Origin of the sequence: Deinococcus ficus (genome assembly GCF_003444775.1) — a bacterium.
In the GTDB taxonomy this organism is placed as follows: domain Bacteria; phylum Deinococcota; class Deinococci; order Deinococcales; family Deinococcaceae; genus Deinococcus; species Deinococcus ficus.
The window spans coordinates 1,486,731-1,502,476 of sequence record NZ_CP021081.1 but is presented as its reverse complement, the minus strand read 5'-3'; the positions used below and the strand labels follow the sequence as shown (position 1 = coordinate 1,502,476).

Below are 15,746 nucleotides of genomic sequence, written 5' to 3'. Positions count from 1 at the left end.
ACGGCCGGAAATCCCGGCCGCCCCCACCCCAGAAACCGTTTACCGGTCCCGGTCGTCCTCGGGAATGCTGGCGAACTCGCCGCGCCGGGCCGCGCGGCGGTCCTCCTCGGCGTCCTCGGCCGCCTCGTACGCCTTGATGATCCGGCCCACCAGCGGGTGACGAACCACGTCCACGTCCGTGAACTCGTGCCAGGCGATGCCCTCGATGTTGCCCAGCACGCGTTTGCTGATCGCCAGGCCACTGGTGATGTGCCGCGGCAGGTCGATCTGCGTGACGTCCCCGGTGACCACGACCTTGCTGGAGTACCCCATGCGGGTCAGGAACATCTTCATCTGTTCGCCCGTGGTGTTCTGCGCCTCGTCCAGGATGATGAACGCGTCGTTCAGCGTGCGGCCGCGCATGAACGCCAGCGGGGCGATCTCGATCACGCCGCTCGTCAGGTACGACTCGAACTTCTCCTGGTCCAGCATGTCCTGCAGCGCGTCGTACAGCGGGCGCAGGTACGGGTCGATCTTCGCCTGCAGGTCCCCGGGCAGGAAGCCCAGTTTCTCCCCGGCCTCCACCGCCGGACGGGTCAGGATGATACGCTTCACCTTGCGGTTTTTCAGGGCCTGCACGGCCATTGCCACCGCGAGGTAGGTCTTCCCGGTCCCGGCCGGCCCCACGCCGAAGGTGATGTCGCTCTTCTCGACCTTCTCCAGGTACTCCTTCTGGCCGGGCGTCTTGGGTTTCAGGCCGCGTGGCAGGCTCAGGCCGGTGACCTGCGTTTCCGCGGCCAGCGAGCGGCCCTCGTCGGAGAGCCGGGCGCTGCGCAGCAGGCTGTCCGGGGTGAGTTCCCCTCCGGAGCGCACCACGTCCAGCGCGTCCCGGACCATCCGCTCGGCGCGGGTCACCTCGGCCGCGTCGCCGCTGACGGAGATCGTCTCGCCGCGCGCGATCAGTTTCGCTTTCGTGAGTTCCCGCATGCGCCGCAGGTTCGCGTCCTGCGGGCCGAGTAGCGCGTACGCCTCGCGCTGGTGCTCCAGCGTGATGGTCGCGGTCGCCTGGGGCGCCGCGGGGGCCGGGGCCGCGTCCGCGGGGGTGGAGGGCGTCTGCTGCGGGTCCGTCTGGGTGGGATCTGTCAAGTGAACTCCTGGAAGTCGCGCCGGCCGGGCCGGGCGGGAAAGGAGGCGGGGAAAGCGGGGCCAGAGGGAGGTATTGTCGTGGGCCGCGCCCGAGGGGGGCGTGGTCCGCTGCACATTCTAAGGAGTCGGCCAGGGGGGCGGTCCCGGGCCGCGCGCCGCGCCAGGACAGCGGCCACGCGCGCCCGGGCCGGGGGACATGAGAGACCTTTCCGCCTCGTTCATAGAGCAGGCCCCGTCCAGGCGCCGCTTGGAGGCCGCGCCCACCCCCCGTACACTGGACACGTGATGACGACCGGCCCGCACCGGCCTGCGACGGGGCCCCTGCAGGCGTACCTGTTCGCGGACCCCGCCGCGCACTCCCTGTCGCCGGTGATGCACCGCGCCGCCTTCCTGCACGCCGGGCTGCCGGGCGAGTACGAGGCCCGTCGGGTCCCGCCGGAGGACCTGCCCGCGGCGCTGCGCGGCCTGCGCGTGCCCCCCGCCTGTGGGGCGAACCTGAGCCTGCCCCACAAGGAAGCGGCCCTGGCCCTGATGGACGGCCTGACGCCCGCTGCCCGGGCCATTGGCGCGGTGAACACCGTGATCCGCCGAGGGGAAGACCTGATCGGCGAGAACACGGACGCCCCGGGCCTGCTGGACGCCCTGGCCCCCCTGACCGGACCGGACCGCGGGCAGGCAGCCGTGCTGGGCGCCGGGGGGGCCGCCCGCGCCGCCGTGTGGGCCCTGCAGCGCGACGGATGGGCCGTCACGGTCGTGAACCGCACCCTGGCGCGCGCCGAGGCGCTCACCGCCGAACTGGGCGGAACCGCCGTGGCCCCCGCCGAAGTGCCCTGGGAAAACATGGCGCTGCTCGTGAATGCCAGCAGCGCGGGCCTCAGCCGCCCGGACGAGTCCCCCGTCACCGACGAGGTGGTCGCCCGCCTGCCGGCTGGGGCCGCGGTGTACGACATGGTGTACCGTCCCGCCGAGACCCGCCTGCTGCGCCAGGCCCGCGCCGCCGGACACCGGGCCGAGAACGGCCTGAGCATGCTGGCCGCCCAGGCCCGGCTCTCCTTCCTGGCCTGGACGGGCGCGGACGTGCCGCTCCATGTCTTCCTGAACGCAGCCCAGGCGGCCCTGGAACCGCATGCCCAGGGTGAGGCGCCGTGACCCCGGACCCCCCGGTCGCGCCCGGCACCCCGCCCCTGATGCAGCGGGTCACCCGCACCCGCCTGACACCGCTGCTGGTGCTCGTCCTGGTGCTGCTGCTGGCCCTGGCGATGGCGCTGATCACGGCGTCCTTCGTGCGGTTGCAGCAGGACAACCGCTTCGCACGCGAGACCGACGCGCACGCCAAGGACCTCGTCGCGCAGCTGAACGTGTACGAGGGCTTCCTCCGCTCCACGCAGGCGCAGTGGTCCGCGTCGGGCCGCGTGCCGGACGAGGCCACCCTGGACCTCACCCTGAAACTCCTGCGGGAATCGAGCGGCATCCCGGCCCTGCAGGGCCTGGGCTTCGCGCGCTGGATTCCGGACGGCCGCCTGGACGCGCTGCGCCCCGGCCTGGAAGCGCAGGCCGGGCAGGCGCTGGACTTCCGGCCCGTCACGCCGCCCGGTGAGCCCAAGGCGCCCATCGTGGTGCTGGCGCCGGACAGCCCGGAAAACCGCCGGGCCCTGGGCTTCGACATGTACAGCAACCCGGCCCGCCGGACCGCGTTTGCCCTGTCCCGCCGCACGAACGACGTGCAGTCCACCCCGCCCATCCCCCTGGTGCAACGTGACGCGCAGGGCCGGCCCGTCCAGGGCCTGATCATCGCGCTGCCCGTGTGGCGCGGCGAGGCGCGCGGCGAGCCGCTGGGCTTCGTGTACCTCGCCGTGCGCGCCGAGGAACTCGTGACCGCCATCGCCCGGCCCGAGACGGCCGCCGGCCTGCACATCGAGGTGACCGTGGCCGGCGTGCCCATCACCAACCCCCAGCACCGCTTCACGTCGTTCAGCGACGACCGCACCCTGGACCTGCTGGGCCAGCCCTGGCAGGTCCACTACTCCGCGGACGCCGCCTTCGGCCGGGACGTGGCCGCCAACCTGCCGCTGCTGGTACTGCTGTCCGGCATGGTGATCGCCGGGCTGGCCTTCCGGCTGTCCAACGGGCAGATGCGCGCCCGGCTGCGCGCCGAATCCATGAACGACACCCTGAACCGCGCCCGCCAGAGCGAGATGCAGGCCCGGGCGGAGTTCGAGGCGATCTTCCAGTCCATGCAGGACGCCGCCGCCTTCACCGACACGAAGGGCCGCATCCGCCGCACCAACCGCGCCCTGACCCGGCTGTTCGGCGTGCAGGACCGCGCCCTGCTGGGCCAGCCGGTCGAGCAGCTGCACGCCGACCGCCGCCTGGCTCACCTGGGCACCTTCCAGGCCCTCACCACCCCCTACCGCCGCGTGGACGGCACCGAATTCGCCGGCGAGGCCCAGCGCACCGAGGTCCTCGGCCCGGACGGGAACGTGCTCGGCCTGCTGGAAGTGGTGCGGGACGTCACCGAGCGCCTGGAGGCCGACCGCGCCCTGCGGGCCGCCGACAAGCGCTCCCGGGACGTGCTGGACGCCGTGCCGCACATCGTGTGGGTGGTCACCGACGACGGGCACCTCACCTACACCAACCTGCGCCACCAGACCCTGCTCGAAGGCGAGGACTTCGAGCGGCGCCTGCACCCCGAGGACCGCCACCACTACGACGAGATGTGGGCCCGCGCCCGCGCCGTGAACGGCACCGCGCAGTGCGAGGTGCGTCTGCGCGTGCAGGAATCCTGGCGCTGGTACATGATCCGCGTGACGCCCATCCTGGACGACCATGAACGCACCCTGGACTGGGTGGGCAGCGCCACCGACATCCACGACCGCCTGGTCGCCGAACGCCTCGCGCAGCGCAGCGAGCAGCGCTACCGCGGCGTGCTGGAGGGCATGCCGCAGATCGTGTGGCTCACCGACACGCGCGGCGTGCCCACCTACTTCAACCGCCGCTGGGACGAGTACGTCGGCGCGCAGAACGCCGGGCTGCCCTTCGTGGAACTGATCCACCCGGACGACCGCGACGACTTCCGCCAGCGCTGGCAGCGCGCCCTGGGTCAGGTGAGGCCCTTCGACGCCGAGCACCGCCTGCTGGGCGCGGACGGCGTGTACCGCGCCTTCGTGACCCGCAGCCTCCCGGTGCTGGACACCCAGGGCCAGCTGATCGAGTGGGTGGGCACCAGCACCGACGTGGACGACAGCGTGCACGCCGAGGCGTCCTCCCGCCTGCTGGCGAACGTCACCGCCCACCTGCTCGCCCCCAGCGACGAGGACGCGCGCGGCCGCGTGCAGCGCTACACACAGGCTCTGGAACTCGTCACCGGCCGCTTCGCGGAGAGTGCGTTCCTGTGGAGCTCCCCGGACGGGCATGTGCTCGCCCAGTCCCGCCCGCCGCCCAGCCTGCTGCGCACCGAGCACGAACGCGTCATCTCCCGGCTGGTGCGCCGCGTGCTGGACAGCGGGGAGCCCGTGTACTCCGACGACCCGGGCATGTTGGAACGGCTGAACATGGGCAGCGCCGTGATCCTGCCCCTGCAGGGCTTCCAGAGCCGCTCGGCGGGCGTGCTGGGCCTGAGTTTCCGGCAGCCGCTCACCGACCGCGACCACGAACTCGTGCAGGAACTCGCCCAGCGCTTCGGCGCGGCCCTGGAACAGGACGCCCTGCGGGCCGCCGCCGCCGCCGCGCAGGCCGACCTGCGGCAGCTCAACCAGTCACTCGAGGAGCGCGTGCAGCGCCGCACGGTGGAACTGCAGGACGCCGTGAAGGAACTCGAGGCCTTCAGCTACAGCGTCTCGCACGACCTGCGCACGCCGCTGCGGCACATCGTGGGCTTCGGGGAACTGCTGCGCAAGGAGACGAACACCAGCCTCTCCCCGAAAGCCGACCGGTACCTGAACGTCATCACGGACGCCAGCACCAAGATGAGCCAGCTGATCGACGACCTGCTGCAGTTCTCCCGCATGGGCCGCCAGGAACTGCGCTTCGTGCCGGTGAACCTGAACGACCTGATCCGCACCAGCTGGCAGGGCCTGGAACCCGACCGTCAGGGCCGGGAAATCCCGCTCACCATGGGCGACCTGCCCACCGTGCACGGCGACCCCAGCCTGCTCGCCATGGTGTTCACGAACCTGCTCAGCAACGCCATCAAGTACACGCGCCGCACCCCGGACGCCCGCGTGGACATCACCAGCGAAACGCAGGACGGGGCCGTGACCGTCCACGTTCGTGACAACGGCGTGGGTTTCGACCCCGAATACGCGAGTAAACTTTTCGGCGTGTTCCAGCGCCTGCACCGCGCGGAGGACTTCGAGGGCATCGGGATCGGCCTCGCCAACGTCCGCCGCATCGTCAACCGCCACGGCGGCCAGGTCCGCGCCGAGGGCCAGCCCGGCCAGGGCGCGACCTTCAGCGTCACCCTGCCCCTGGAGTCCCCTGAATGACCATGCTCGACCCTGCCCCCACCCCCATCACCGCCCCCGGCCACGGCGCCCAGACCTGGGCCAGCCTGCCCGCCGAGACCGAGGCCCTGCGCATCCTGCACCTCGAGGACAGCGAACTCGACCACGAACTGGTGGTCATGAACCTGGAAGGCGAACTGCCCTGGGCCACCGACTTCCGCCGCACCGAGAACGAGGCCGAATTCCGCGCCGCGCTGGACGAACACCGCCCGCACCTGATCCTCAGCGACTTCTCCCTGCCCTCCTACGACGGCCTGAGCGCCTTCCAGGCCGCGAACGCGCACCTGCCGATGGTGCCGTTCATCATCGTGACCGGCGCCATGGGCGAGGAAGTCGCCGTGGACACGCTGCGCCAGGGCGTCACCGACTACGTCCTCAAGGCCCGCCTGGAACGCCTGCCGCAGGCCGTGCGCCGCGCCATGGCCGAGGTGGACGCCCGCGCCCGCCGCGAACAGGCCGAACGCGAGGTCCGTGACCTCAACGCCAGCCTCCAGGCCCGCCTCGTGGAGGTCGAACGCCTGAACGGCATCGCCGAGCGGCAGGCCCGGCGCCTGGAGGTGCAGGCCAGGCAGCTCGAAGAGGCCCTGAACCTCCAGAAGACCTTCCTGGCCGAAACCAGCCACGAACTGCGCACGCCCCTGACCGCCCTGCACGGCTACCTGCGCCGCGCCGAACGCGAGGCCGGCGGCAGCCAGACGCTGCTGGACGCGCAGCGCGTCGCGGAGAACATGACCCGCCTCGTGAACGACCTGCTGCAGCTCTCCCGCGGGGAACTCGTGCAGGGCATCGAGAACCACTTCCTGAACCTCGGGAACCTGCTCCGTCAGATCGGCCGGGACTTCGGCGTCCGCGCGCCCGACGGCGACCTGGAGATCGTCGGGGACCCCGGGCGGCTCACGCAGGTGTTCGCGAACCTCGTGAACAACGCCGTGCGCGTGTGCGGCTCGGCCGACAAGGTGCACCTGGAATTCAGCGAACGCCCGGGCGAGGTCGAGGTCCGCGTGGTCGACTGCGGCCCCGGCGTGCCCGACCACATCAAGCCCCGCATCTTCGACAAGTTCTACCGCGGCAAGGAAGCCGGATCGGCCGGGCTGGGCCTCACCATCGCGCAGCAGGTCGTGACCTCCCACGGCGGCAGCATCGACGTGCTCGACACCCCGGGCGGCGGCGCCACCTTCCGCGTGCGCCTCCCCACCCCCGACGAGGACGAGGAGTAACACCGCAAGAATGCGGGCAGAGTGGAATTCCACTCTGCCCGCATTCTGTTCAGCCCCCGCTCTCTCCTTACCCCGCGCTGGGGCGGCGCTGCATCAGGGCGGTGCGGGTGCATTTCGCCACCACCTCGCCCCGCTGGTTGATGGCGCGGTGCTCCACGGTCACGATCCCGGCGTCCGGGCGGCTGCGGCTCTCGCGCACGCCCAGCACCTCGGACTCGGCGTGAATGGTGTCGCCGTGGAACACGGGCTTCGGGAACACGATGTCCGACAGGCCCAGGTTGGCGACCAGGGTGCCCAGCGTCAGCTCGTGCACGCTGAGGCCCACCAGGGTGCTCAGGGTGAGCAGGCTGTTCACGAGCGGCCGCCCGAACTCGGTCTTCGCGGCGTACTCGTGGTCCAGGTGCAGCGGCTGGGGGTTCATGGTCAGGGTGGTGAAGAAGACGTTGTCGGCTTCGGTCAGGGTGCGGGTCACGCGGTGGCGGATCACGGCGCCCACCGGGAGCTCCTCCAGGTAGCGGCCCTGCGGGCGGTTCAGGTCGGCGTTCAGGTGCGGGTCGGTCATGCGCTCGTCTCCTCGGGGGTGGTGGCGATCAGGGCGCGGGCCTTGGCGAGCATGGGTTCGTCCACCATCTGCCCCTCGAAGCTGAACGCCCCGTGCCCGGCCTGGGCGGCGGTGTGCGCAGCGTCCAGCAGGGCGCGGGCGCGGGCGACCTCGGCCGGCGTGGGCCCGAAGTGCTCGTGGGCCAGCGGCACCTGCGCCGGGTGAATGCAGAGTTTCCCGCTGTACCCCAGCGCGCGGCCCTGGCGGGCGTCGGTGCGGAACGCGTCCTCGTCGTTCAGGCGGGTCACGACGATGTCCAGCGCGGGCTTCCCGGCCAGCCGCGCGGCCAGGGCCACCTGCGAACGGGCGTACAGGACCTCCAGGTTGTCCGGGGTGCGCACGCCGCCCAGATCCGTGGTGTAGTCCTCCGCGCCGAAGTACGCCCACTGCACGGCCGGGTGGTCCAGGATCTCCCGGGCGTTCCACACGCCCGCCCCGGTTTCCAGGCCCGCCATGACGGGCAGGTCCACGTCCACCTGCGCCAGCGCGGCGCGCACGCGGGTCACGTCGTCCGCGGATTCCAGTTTGGGCACCACCACGCCCGAGAATTCCGGCGTGAGGACCGCCAGGTCGTCGTTGAAGTAAGGGGAATAGAAGGCGTTCACGCGGATGAACACCGCGAGGTGCGGGTGCGCGGCGATCAGGTCCCGCGCAGCGTCGCGCAGGATGGGGCGCGCGGCGGCCTTGGCGGCCTCGGTGGCGGGAATGGCGTCCTCCAGGTCCAGGACCACGGCGTCCGGGGCGCTGCGGGGCAGCTTGGCAATCAGGTCCGCGCGGTTGCCGGGCGCGAACAGCACGCTGCGCGGGCGGGCCAGGGTGGTGGAGTGCGGGGTCACGTCCGTGAGGATACCCGAGCGTTCCCGGCCCCGTCCCGGTGGGCGGCGGGCGGCACCTGCCTAGCCGCCCCGTTGACCGGCCCGGAGGCCGGGCATAGTCTCGGGGCATGTTCACCGCAGCGAACAACAATGACAACGATCCCGGCTAGGGGTCGCCTTTCGCTGTGCCGCGCCCCCGACCTCCCCAAGGCCGGGGGCCTTTCGTTTCCGCCCCGCCTCACCCCTCAAGGAGTTCCATGACCCAGCCTGCCCCCACCCCCCCGGCCCAATCGGCTCCGACACAGGCGGCCGCCCAGGGCCTGCCCCGCACCCTCACCCGCGAACTGCCGCGGCATGAGGGCCAGACCGTCCGACTGCAAGGTTTTCTGCACGCCCGCCGGGATCTCGGGGGCGTGCAGTTTCTTGTGCTGCGTGACGTGAGCGGCCTGGCGCAGTGCGTCGGGTCCGGCCTGGACCTGCCGCTGGCGGAAAGCAGCGTGGAGGTCGAGGGCACCGTGAAGGCCCACCCGAAAGCGCCCGGCGGCTTCGAGGTGCAGGTCACGGCGTTCCGGGTGATCAGCGCCGCCACCACCGCGCCGCCCGTGGAGATCCCGAAGATGGACTGGCACGTGAACCCCGAGACCATGCTGGACTACCGCGTGGTCACCGTGCGCGGCCTGAAGGAGCGCGCCGCGCTGAAGGTGCAGGCGGAACTCGTCGCGGCCTTCCGCGACCACCTGAACACCGAGGGATTCACGGAGATCAGCACGCCGAAGATCGTGTCGGCCGGCGCGGAGGGCGGCGCGAACCTGTTTCCCATCGAGTACTTCGGGCAGCAGGCGTTCCTGGCGCAGAGCCCGCAGCTGTACAAGCAGATCATGGTGGGCGTGTTCGAGCGGGTGTTCGAGGTGGCGGCCGTATACCGCGCCGAGGAGCACGCCACCAGCCGCCACCTGAACGAGTACCTCTCCCTGGACGTGGAACTGGGCTTCATTCAGGACGAGGAGGACGTGATGGCGCTCGAAAACCGCCTGCTCGGCGCGATCATGGTCCGCCTGCGCGAGCGCTGCGCGGCCGAGTTCACGCTGCTCGGCGCGCAGATCCCGGACGTGCCCGCCCACATTCCCCGCATCACCCTGATGGACGCCCGCCGGCTGGTGAGCGAGAAGTACGGGCACGCCGTGGGCGGCAAGGACCTGGACCCCGAAGCCGAGCGCCTGCTCTCCCAGCACTACGCCGAGACTGAAGGCAGCGACTTCGTGTTCGTGACGAAGTACCCGCGCGCCGCCCGGCCCTTCTACACGCACGCCGACCACAACGAGGACGGCAGCCTGAACCCCGACCTGACCCGCGGCTTCGACCTGCTGTTCCGCGGCATCGAGATCACCAGCGGCGGGCAGCGCATCCACGACCACGCCATGCTGATGGACTCCATCACCTCGTACAAACTGAACCCCGCGAGCCTGGAAGGCTACACCGAGGTCTTCAAGTACGGTATGCCGCCCCACGGCGGCTTCGCGATCGGTGCCGAGCGCCTCACGGCGAAGCTGCTGGGCATCAGCAACGTGCGCTACGCCCGCGCGTTCCCCCGCGACCGGCACCGCCTCACGCCCTGAGCGGCGCGGCGTGAAGCACGGGGTGGGGTGAAGCGCGGGGCAGGGTGGCCGGCGTGGCCCCCTGCCCCGCGTGGCGTTCCGCCCGGGTCTGGCAGAATCCCGGGATGGAAGCGTTCGCGCAGTTCACGGTGGAAGGTCAGCGGGTGTACGGCATGCTGCACGTGCCCGACGGAGACGCGCCCGCACAGGGCTGGCCCAGCGTGGTCATGCTGCACGGCTTCACCGGGCACCGCATGGAAGGCCACCGCAACTTCGTGCTCCTGTCCCGCCTGCTGGCAGCGCGGGGCGTGGCTAGCCTGCGCTTCGATTTCCGGGGCAGCGGGGAAAGCCAGGGCGATTTCAGCGAGATGACCGTGTCCCGCGAGGTGCAGGACGTGGTGGCCGCCTTCGAGTACGTGCGCCGCCAGCCGGGCCTGGACCCGCAGCGCGTGATGCTGCTGGGCTTCAGCCTGGGCGGTCTGGTCGCGGCGCTGAGCGCCGGGGAGGTCCGCCCGCACCGGCTGGCTCTGTGGGCGCCCGCCCTGCCGGACCTGTGGCTGCCCCTGCTGCGCGGCGGGGCGTTCCCGCCCACCGTCACCGATTACGGCGGCTGGCCGGTGGGGCGGGCCTTTCTGCAGGAGGTGGTGCGCCTGCGGCCCCTGGACGCCGCCGCCGCGTGGGGCGGCCCGGCCCACGTGTTCCACGGGGACGCGGACACGGTCTGCCCGCCCGCGTGGGGCGTGCGCTACGCCCAGGCGCTGAACTGCGACGCCACCGCGATCCCCGGTGCGGGCCACACCTTCGACTCGCTGGAGCACGTGGAGACGCTGCACCGCGTCACTGCCCGCTTCCTGACCGGGCAGGGCTGAGCGTTACAGGCTGAGGAGGACGCCCAGCACGGCCGCGCCCAGCACCACCACGGCCGAGTTGACCTTCGCGTACCACAGCAGCCCGAACGCCACGGCCGTGATCAGCAGGTCCGTCCACCCGTGCAGGCTGGTGCGGGCCAGCACCAGGGTGCTGGCGAGCATCACGCCCGCCCCGAAGGGCAGCAGGGCGCTGCGCAGGGCGTTCACCCAGGTGTTCGCGCGGTGCCGGTCCCACAGCCGCGCCACCCCGGCACTCAGGGCCGAGGTGGGCACGTAGAAGGCGGCCGTGGCGATCAGGGCGCCGCCCAGGCCCTGGATGGCGTACCCGTAGTGCGTGACGGCCAGCAGGTTCGGGCCGGGCATGAGCTGCCCCAGCGCCAGTCCACTCGCCAGGGTGCGCGCGTCGATCCAGCCGCGCAGGGTGACCAGCACGCGCTCCATCTCCGGCAGGTTCGCCGCGCCGAAACTGATCAGCCCGATCCGGATGAACTCCCACGCGAGCTGAAGGGGGGCGGCCTCAGGCATCCGGCACCCCCGCCGCGCCCGTCCCGGAGGCTGCGCGGGGGCGGTGAATCAGCAGGCCCACACCCACGGCGGCCAGCAGGACCGGCAGCAGGTCCAGCCGCAGCACGCCCAGCGCCAGGAACGTCAGCGCGGCCACCACCACACCCCCGCGCACGTTCACGCCCACCCGCAGCACCGGCAGCGCGGCCGTGAGCATCACCGCGACCGCCGCGCACGCCGCGCCGCGCAGCGCGCCCTGCACCCAGCCGGGCAGCGCCGCGCCCTGCCCCACCGTGACGGCCGAGACCGCCAGCATTACGATCAGGCCGGGCAGCAGAATCCCGCCCACCGCGCACACGGCGCCGGCCACGCCGCCCAGCCGCATGCCGAGGACCGCAGCGAGGTTCACGGCGTTCGGGCCGGGGGTCAGGGACGCCAGGGTGAAGGTCTCGGCGTAGTCCTCGTCGGTGATCCAGCCCCGGTCGCCCAGCAGCCGGCGCGTGTGGGCGGGCAGGCCCCCGCCGATCCCGGACAGGGCGACCTGCACGAAGGCCACGAACAGCCCCCCGGGCGTGGGAGCGGGGCTTGGGCGCGTCATGCCCTGAGCTTAGGCGCGGCCGGTGGCCGCAGGCAGGACTGCTTGGGGGACACGGTAAACAGGTGAGCCGGTCACCGCCCGGGAGTGCCTACGCTGGCCCCATGGCGAACCACGAGCGGCACCCGTTCAGGCCCCCCCAGCCCGGGCGCGGGGCGCAGGCCAGCCCTCCCGGCGGGCCGCGCCTCCTCCCGCTGGCGGGTTCCCGGGAGGGCCGATGCCGGACCACATGACCTTCATGCGCTCCATCACGACCGTGCACCTCCGACCGGGCGACGACGCGGTGACGGGCGAGGCCTTCTGGCGCGAACTGCTGCCCACCTGGACGTTCCTGCCCGTCCGGGACGCCCAGGGGGAGTACACCCCCCGGATGCGGGACGTGATCGGTCGCCTGAACCCCACCGCGCTGGAAAAGGTCCTGGACGGGCAGGTGATGCTGCTGGAGGACGTGGACCGGCCCGCACCGAACGAGTGCCTGCTGAGCGTGAACGCCGCGCGGCACGAGGTGAGCGTGCGCATCTTCGGCCGGTACCTGACGGACATCCAGAGCACCAGCGAGTGGTTCCTGCACCGCCTGCTGGACGCCCAGCAGCATTTTCTCCTGACCCCGCACACGCGGTGCTTCATCGCCCTGGACTTTGGTGGGCGCCGCACGGACCTCACGACCGGCCGGGTGATTCCGCTGCGGCACAAGCTGTGGCAGGGCTTTTACCGGGAGCACCTGTACAACGTGAACATCACCGCGGCCGTGGTGCTCCTCACGCTGGCGGTGGTGCTGCTCGTCACGCCGGACGGCACGCACACGCCGCTGGGGAAGGCCTACGGCATCTGCGAGCGGGTGCTGTCCGCCGCCCTGATGAACGTGTTCCTGCTGGTCGGCGCCTTCTACACGTACCGGCGGGGGCGCCGCGTGGTGGAATGGGAAAAACCCTGACGGCCGTTACGTCAAGTGGCCTAGGCCGGGGCGGGCATTCCGCCCGTGGCGTACCCTGGGGACACTATGACCAGCGACCACGCGGGCCACGCCGTGCACGTGCAGGGCCTCATCAAGCAGTACGCCGTTCACGAGAAGGAACCCGGCTTCATGGGCAGCCTGCGGGCCTTCGTGAACCGCCGCACCCGGATGGTGGACGCCGTCAAGGGCGTGTCCTTCGATCTCGCGCCTGGCGAGGTGGTAGGCTTTCTCGGGCCGAACGGGGCAGGGAAGACCACCACCCTGAAGATGCTCTCCGGGCTGCTGCACCCCACCGGCGGCACCGCCGTCGTCGCCGGGCACGAACCCCGGCGCCGGGAGGCCGCCTTCCTGAAGCAGATCACGCTGGTCATGGGGCAGAAACAGCAGCTGATCTGGGACCTGCCCGCCCTGGATTCCTTCCTGGTCAATCAGGCCATCTACGAGATTCCCGACGACCAGTACCGGGCCACCATGCGCGAGTTCACGGAGGTGCTGTCCCTGGACGGCATCCTGAAAAAGCAGGTGCGCAAGCTCTCGCTGGGCGAGCGCATGAAGTGCGAACTGGCCGCCGCGCTGCTGCACCGCCCCAAGATCCTGTTCCTGGACGAACCCACCATCGGGCTGGACGTGAACATGCAGCAGGCCGTGCGGGACTTCGTACGCGAGTACAACCGCCGCTACGGCGCCACCGTGATCCTCACCAGCCACTACATGGCGGACGTGACCGCCCTCGCCAACCGCGTGCTCGTCATCGACCGGGGCGACCTCGTGTTCGACGGGGACCTGCGCCACCTCGCCGGGCAGAGCAGCGGCGGCAAGACCGTCAAACTGCAACTGCGCCGCCCCGCCGACACCGCGCAGCTCGCCCGCTACGGCACCGTCATCCACAACGAAGGCCTCAGCGTGGAACTCGGCGTGCCCCGCGCCGAGGTCAGCACCCGGGCCGCGCGGCTCCTGGCGGACCTGGACGTTGCCGACCTGACCGTGGAGGACCCGCCCATCGAGACGGTCATGGCCGAACTGTTCGGGAAGAAGGACGCCGCTCCCCAGCCGCCGCAGGAGGTCCCCGCGTGAGCGCGCAGCCCCTGTGGCGCAAGTTCCGGGTGCTGTTCGCCACGCAGTTCGCCAGCATGGCCGAGTACCGCGCCGAGATCATCATCTGGATGTTCTCCGGCACGCTGTCCCTGGTCATGATGCTGGTGTGGATGGCGCAGGCCGACGCCGCCCCGGGCGGGCAGGTGCGCGGCTACAGCCCCGAGGAGTTCGCCGGGTACTTCCTGAGCATCTGGGTGGTCTCGCAACTGATGGTCGTGTGGGTGTCCTGGGAGATCGACTACGCCATCCGCCAGGGCCAGCTCTCCCCGCAGCTGCTGCGGCCCCTGGACCCCATCTGGCCGCACTTCATCGGGCACGTCACCGAACGCTTCGTGCGCGCGCTGCCCATGTTCGCGCTCGTGTTCGTGTTCACCCTGCTCACCGGCGCCAAATTCACCACCCAGTGGTGGGCGTACCCGGCCGCCTTCGGGCTGGTCACGCTGGGCTTCACCGCCCGCTTCCTGTGGGAGTACACCCTGGGCCTGCTGGCCTTCTGGACAGAGAACACCACCAGCTTCCAGGAGGTCGTGTGGCTGATCTACGCCGCGCTGGGCGGCATGCTCGCGCCCCTGACCTTCCTGCCGGACTGGGCGCAGGCCATCGCCCGCTGGACGCCTTTCCCGTACATGCTGGGCCTGCCCGCGCAACTTCTGACCGGCAAGGCCACGCCTGACCAGGCACTGCACGGCGCCGCCATCCTCGCCGGGTGGCTGGTGCTGTTCTGGTTCGTGCGCCTGTGGGTGTGGCGGCGCGGTCTGAGCCGCTACGGCGCGGTGGGCGCGTGAGGGGGCTGCGGCGCGCCCTGCGCCTGATGCGGGTGTTCATCGGCGCGACCATCAGCGCGCAGCTGGAGTACCGCGCGAACTTCCTGGGCGCCCTGATGGGCACCCTGGTCGCCACCGGCACCTCCCTGTTCGCGCTGGGCCTGGTGCTGGGACAGCCCGGCACCACCGGCGTGGGCGGCTGGACGCTCCGCGAGGCGCTGCTCGTCACCGCCTTCTACCTGCTCACCAGCGGGTTCATCGCCGTGTTCATCCGCCCCAACATGAGCAAGATCGCCGAGGCGGTCCGCACCGGCAACATGGACTTCACTCTACTCAAACCCATCGACGCGCAGCTGAACGTCAGCACCCGCAACGTGGACATCCTCCGCTTCCCCGACCTGCTGATCGGCGCCGGCCTGATGGTCTACGCCGCGTCCGGCCTGACCATCACAGCCAGCGGCATGCTGGGCGGCACGCTGCTTTACCTGTCGTCCCTGGTGATCGTGTACTGCATCTGGCTAGCCCTCAGCACCACCGCCTTCTGGTTCGTGAAAACCCAGAATGCCACGGAGCTCTTCCAGGGCGTGTTCAGCGCCGCCCGTTTCCCGTCCACCGCCTTTCCCGCCCCGGTGCGCGCCTTCCTGACCGTGGTGGTGCCGATCGCGTTCATCACCACCGTGCCCGCTCAGGCCCTGCTGGGGCGCCTCACCCTGACCCAGGCGCTCGCGTCCCCATTGGTCGCCGCGGTGCTGTTCGCCGCGACCCGCTGGTTCTGGCTGAAGGCGGTCGGCAGCTACACCAGCGCCAGCAGCTGACAGGCGCCGTCAATCCTGTGGCTGGTCGCTTCGCCGGGCGTCGTCGCACCGGAGCATGGCGTTCCCGCGCCGCATCCCGGACCACTTGGAGAACGGCACGAGGTCGTCGTCGCAGACCGTGCCGATCATCGACAGGCCCTCCAACTGCGCGAGCAGACGGGCAATCAGAACCGGCGCGACACTCTGGCCGCGCCACTCGGTCGGACCTCCAGCCCCGGAATGTACGCGCTCAGCACGCCGTCACTGACTGCATACACGAAGCCCACCACCTGCCCGTTGTCTACTGCCACGGCG

The 15,746-nt window shown here is 71.2% G+C and carries 14 protein-coding genes; 9 read left to right on the top strand and 5 right to left on the bottom strand.

All coding sequences use genetic code 11. The features are described 5' to 3' along the window. Positions 1–39: 39 nt before the first annotated feature. The gene (locus DFI_RS07345) at positions 40–1,125 is read right to left on the bottom strand and encodes a PhoH family protein (protein WP_027461610.1); all 1,086 of its coding nucleotides are present in this window, start codon (positions 1,123–1,125) and stop codon (positions 40–42) included. A 285-nt stretch (positions 1,126–1,410) separates the two neighbouring features. Between DFI_RS07345 and aroE the strand changes: the two genes are divergently transcribed. From aroE to DFI_RS07330, 3 genes are read left to right on the top strand one after another with little or no spacing between them, the layout of a single operon-like run. Next, positions 1,411–2,274, top strand: a complete 864-nt coding sequence (aroE, locus tag DFI_RS07340; RefSeq protein WP_043776753.1) for a shikimate dehydrogenase — start codon at positions 1,411–1,413, stop codon at positions 2,272–2,274. Next, positions 2,271–5,609, top strand: coding sequence for a PAS domain S-box protein (locus DFI_RS07335; protein ID WP_244940246.1), 3,339 nt, complete (start codon positions 2,271–2,273; stop codon positions 5,607–5,609). Before aroE ends, DFI_RS07335 begins: the two co-directional genes overlap by 4 nt. A gap of 2 nt (positions 5,610–5,611) precedes the next feature. Then, positions 5,612–6,844, top strand: coding sequence for an ATP-binding response regulator (locus tag DFI_RS07330; RefSeq protein WP_081425678.1), 1,233 nt, complete (start codon positions 5,612–5,614; stop codon positions 6,842–6,844). Between the two features lie 67 nt (positions 6,845–6,911). On the opposite strand, the gene DFI_RS07325 is transcribed toward DFI_RS07330, so the two are convergent. Both DFI_RS07325 and DFI_RS07320 read right to left on the bottom strand, forming a co-directional pair. Then, on the bottom strand, positions 6,912–7,391 hold the full coding sequence (locus DFI_RS07325; RefSeq protein ID WP_027461606.1) for a MaoC family dehydratase: 480 nt from the start codon (positions 7,389–7,391) through the stop codon (positions 6,912–6,914). An 11-nt stretch (positions 7,392–7,402) separates the two neighbouring features. After that, the gene (locus tag DFI_RS07320) at positions 7,403–8,281 is read right to left on the bottom strand and encodes an HpcH/HpaI aldolase/citrate lyase family protein (RefSeq protein WP_027461605.1); all 879 of its coding nucleotides are present in this window, start codon (positions 8,279–8,281) and stop codon (positions 7,403–7,405) included. A 236-nt stretch (positions 8,282–8,517) separates the two neighbouring features. On the opposite strand from DFI_RS07320, the gene aspS reads away from it, so the two are divergent. Both aspS and DFI_RS07310 read left to right on the top strand, forming a co-directional pair. Next, a complete protein-coding gene (aspS, locus tag DFI_RS07315; protein WP_081425655.1) occupies positions 8,518–9,876 on the top strand; it encodes an aspartate--tRNA(Asn) ligase in 1,359 nt (452 codons plus the stop codon). A 104-nt stretch (positions 9,877–9,980) separates the two neighbouring features. Beyond that, positions 9,981–10,724 carry an alpha/beta hydrolase family protein gene (locus DFI_RS07310; protein WP_027461603.1) on the top strand — a complete coding sequence of 248 codons (744 nt, stop codon included), beginning with the start codon at positions 9,981–9,983 and terminating at the stop codon, positions 10,722–10,724. 3 nt (positions 10,725–10,727) lie between these two features. On the opposite strand, the gene DFI_RS07305 is transcribed toward DFI_RS07310, so the two are convergent. Continuing rightward, complete coding sequence (locus DFI_RS07305; protein ID WP_027461602.1) at positions 10,728–11,249, bottom strand: chromate transporter; 522 nt, start codon at positions 11,247–11,249, stop codon at positions 10,728–10,730. Next, a complete protein-coding gene (locus tag DFI_RS07300; RefSeq protein WP_043776649.1) occupies positions 11,242–11,826 on the bottom strand; it encodes a chromate transporter in 585 nt (194 codons plus the stop codon). The genes DFI_RS07305 and DFI_RS07300 overlap by 8 nt, the downstream gene beginning before the upstream one ends. Before the next feature lie 214 nt (positions 11,827–12,040). Between DFI_RS07300 and DFI_RS07295 the strand changes: the two genes are divergently transcribed. The 4 genes from DFI_RS07295 (at position 12,041) to DFI_RS07280 (ending at position 15,452) form a co-directional block, all read left to right on the top strand. Further along, a complete protein-coding gene (locus tag DFI_RS07295) occupies positions 12,041–12,757 on the top strand; it encodes a hypothetical protein (RefSeq protein WP_027461601.1) in 717 nt (238 codons plus the stop codon). 66 nt (positions 12,758–12,823) lie between these two features. Further along, the gene (locus DFI_RS07290) at positions 12,824–13,852 is read left to right on the top strand and encodes an ABC transporter ATP-binding protein (protein ID WP_022801972.1); all 1,029 of its coding nucleotides are present in this window, start codon (positions 12,824–12,826) and stop codon (positions 13,850–13,852) included. Positions 13,853–13,908: 56 nt separating this feature from the next. Then, positions 13,909–14,658, top strand: a complete 750-nt coding sequence (locus DFI_RS07285; protein WP_051307427.1) for an ABC transporter permease — start codon at positions 13,909–13,911, stop codon at positions 14,656–14,658. Continuing rightward, the gene (locus tag DFI_RS07280; RefSeq protein ID WP_338030610.1) at positions 14,655–15,452 is read left to right on the top strand and encodes an ABC transporter permease; all 798 of its coding nucleotides are present in this window, start codon (positions 14,655–14,657) and stop codon (positions 15,450–15,452) included. The genes DFI_RS07285 and DFI_RS07280 overlap by 4 nt, the downstream gene beginning before the upstream one ends. Positions 15,453–15,746: the final 294 nt, after the last annotated feature.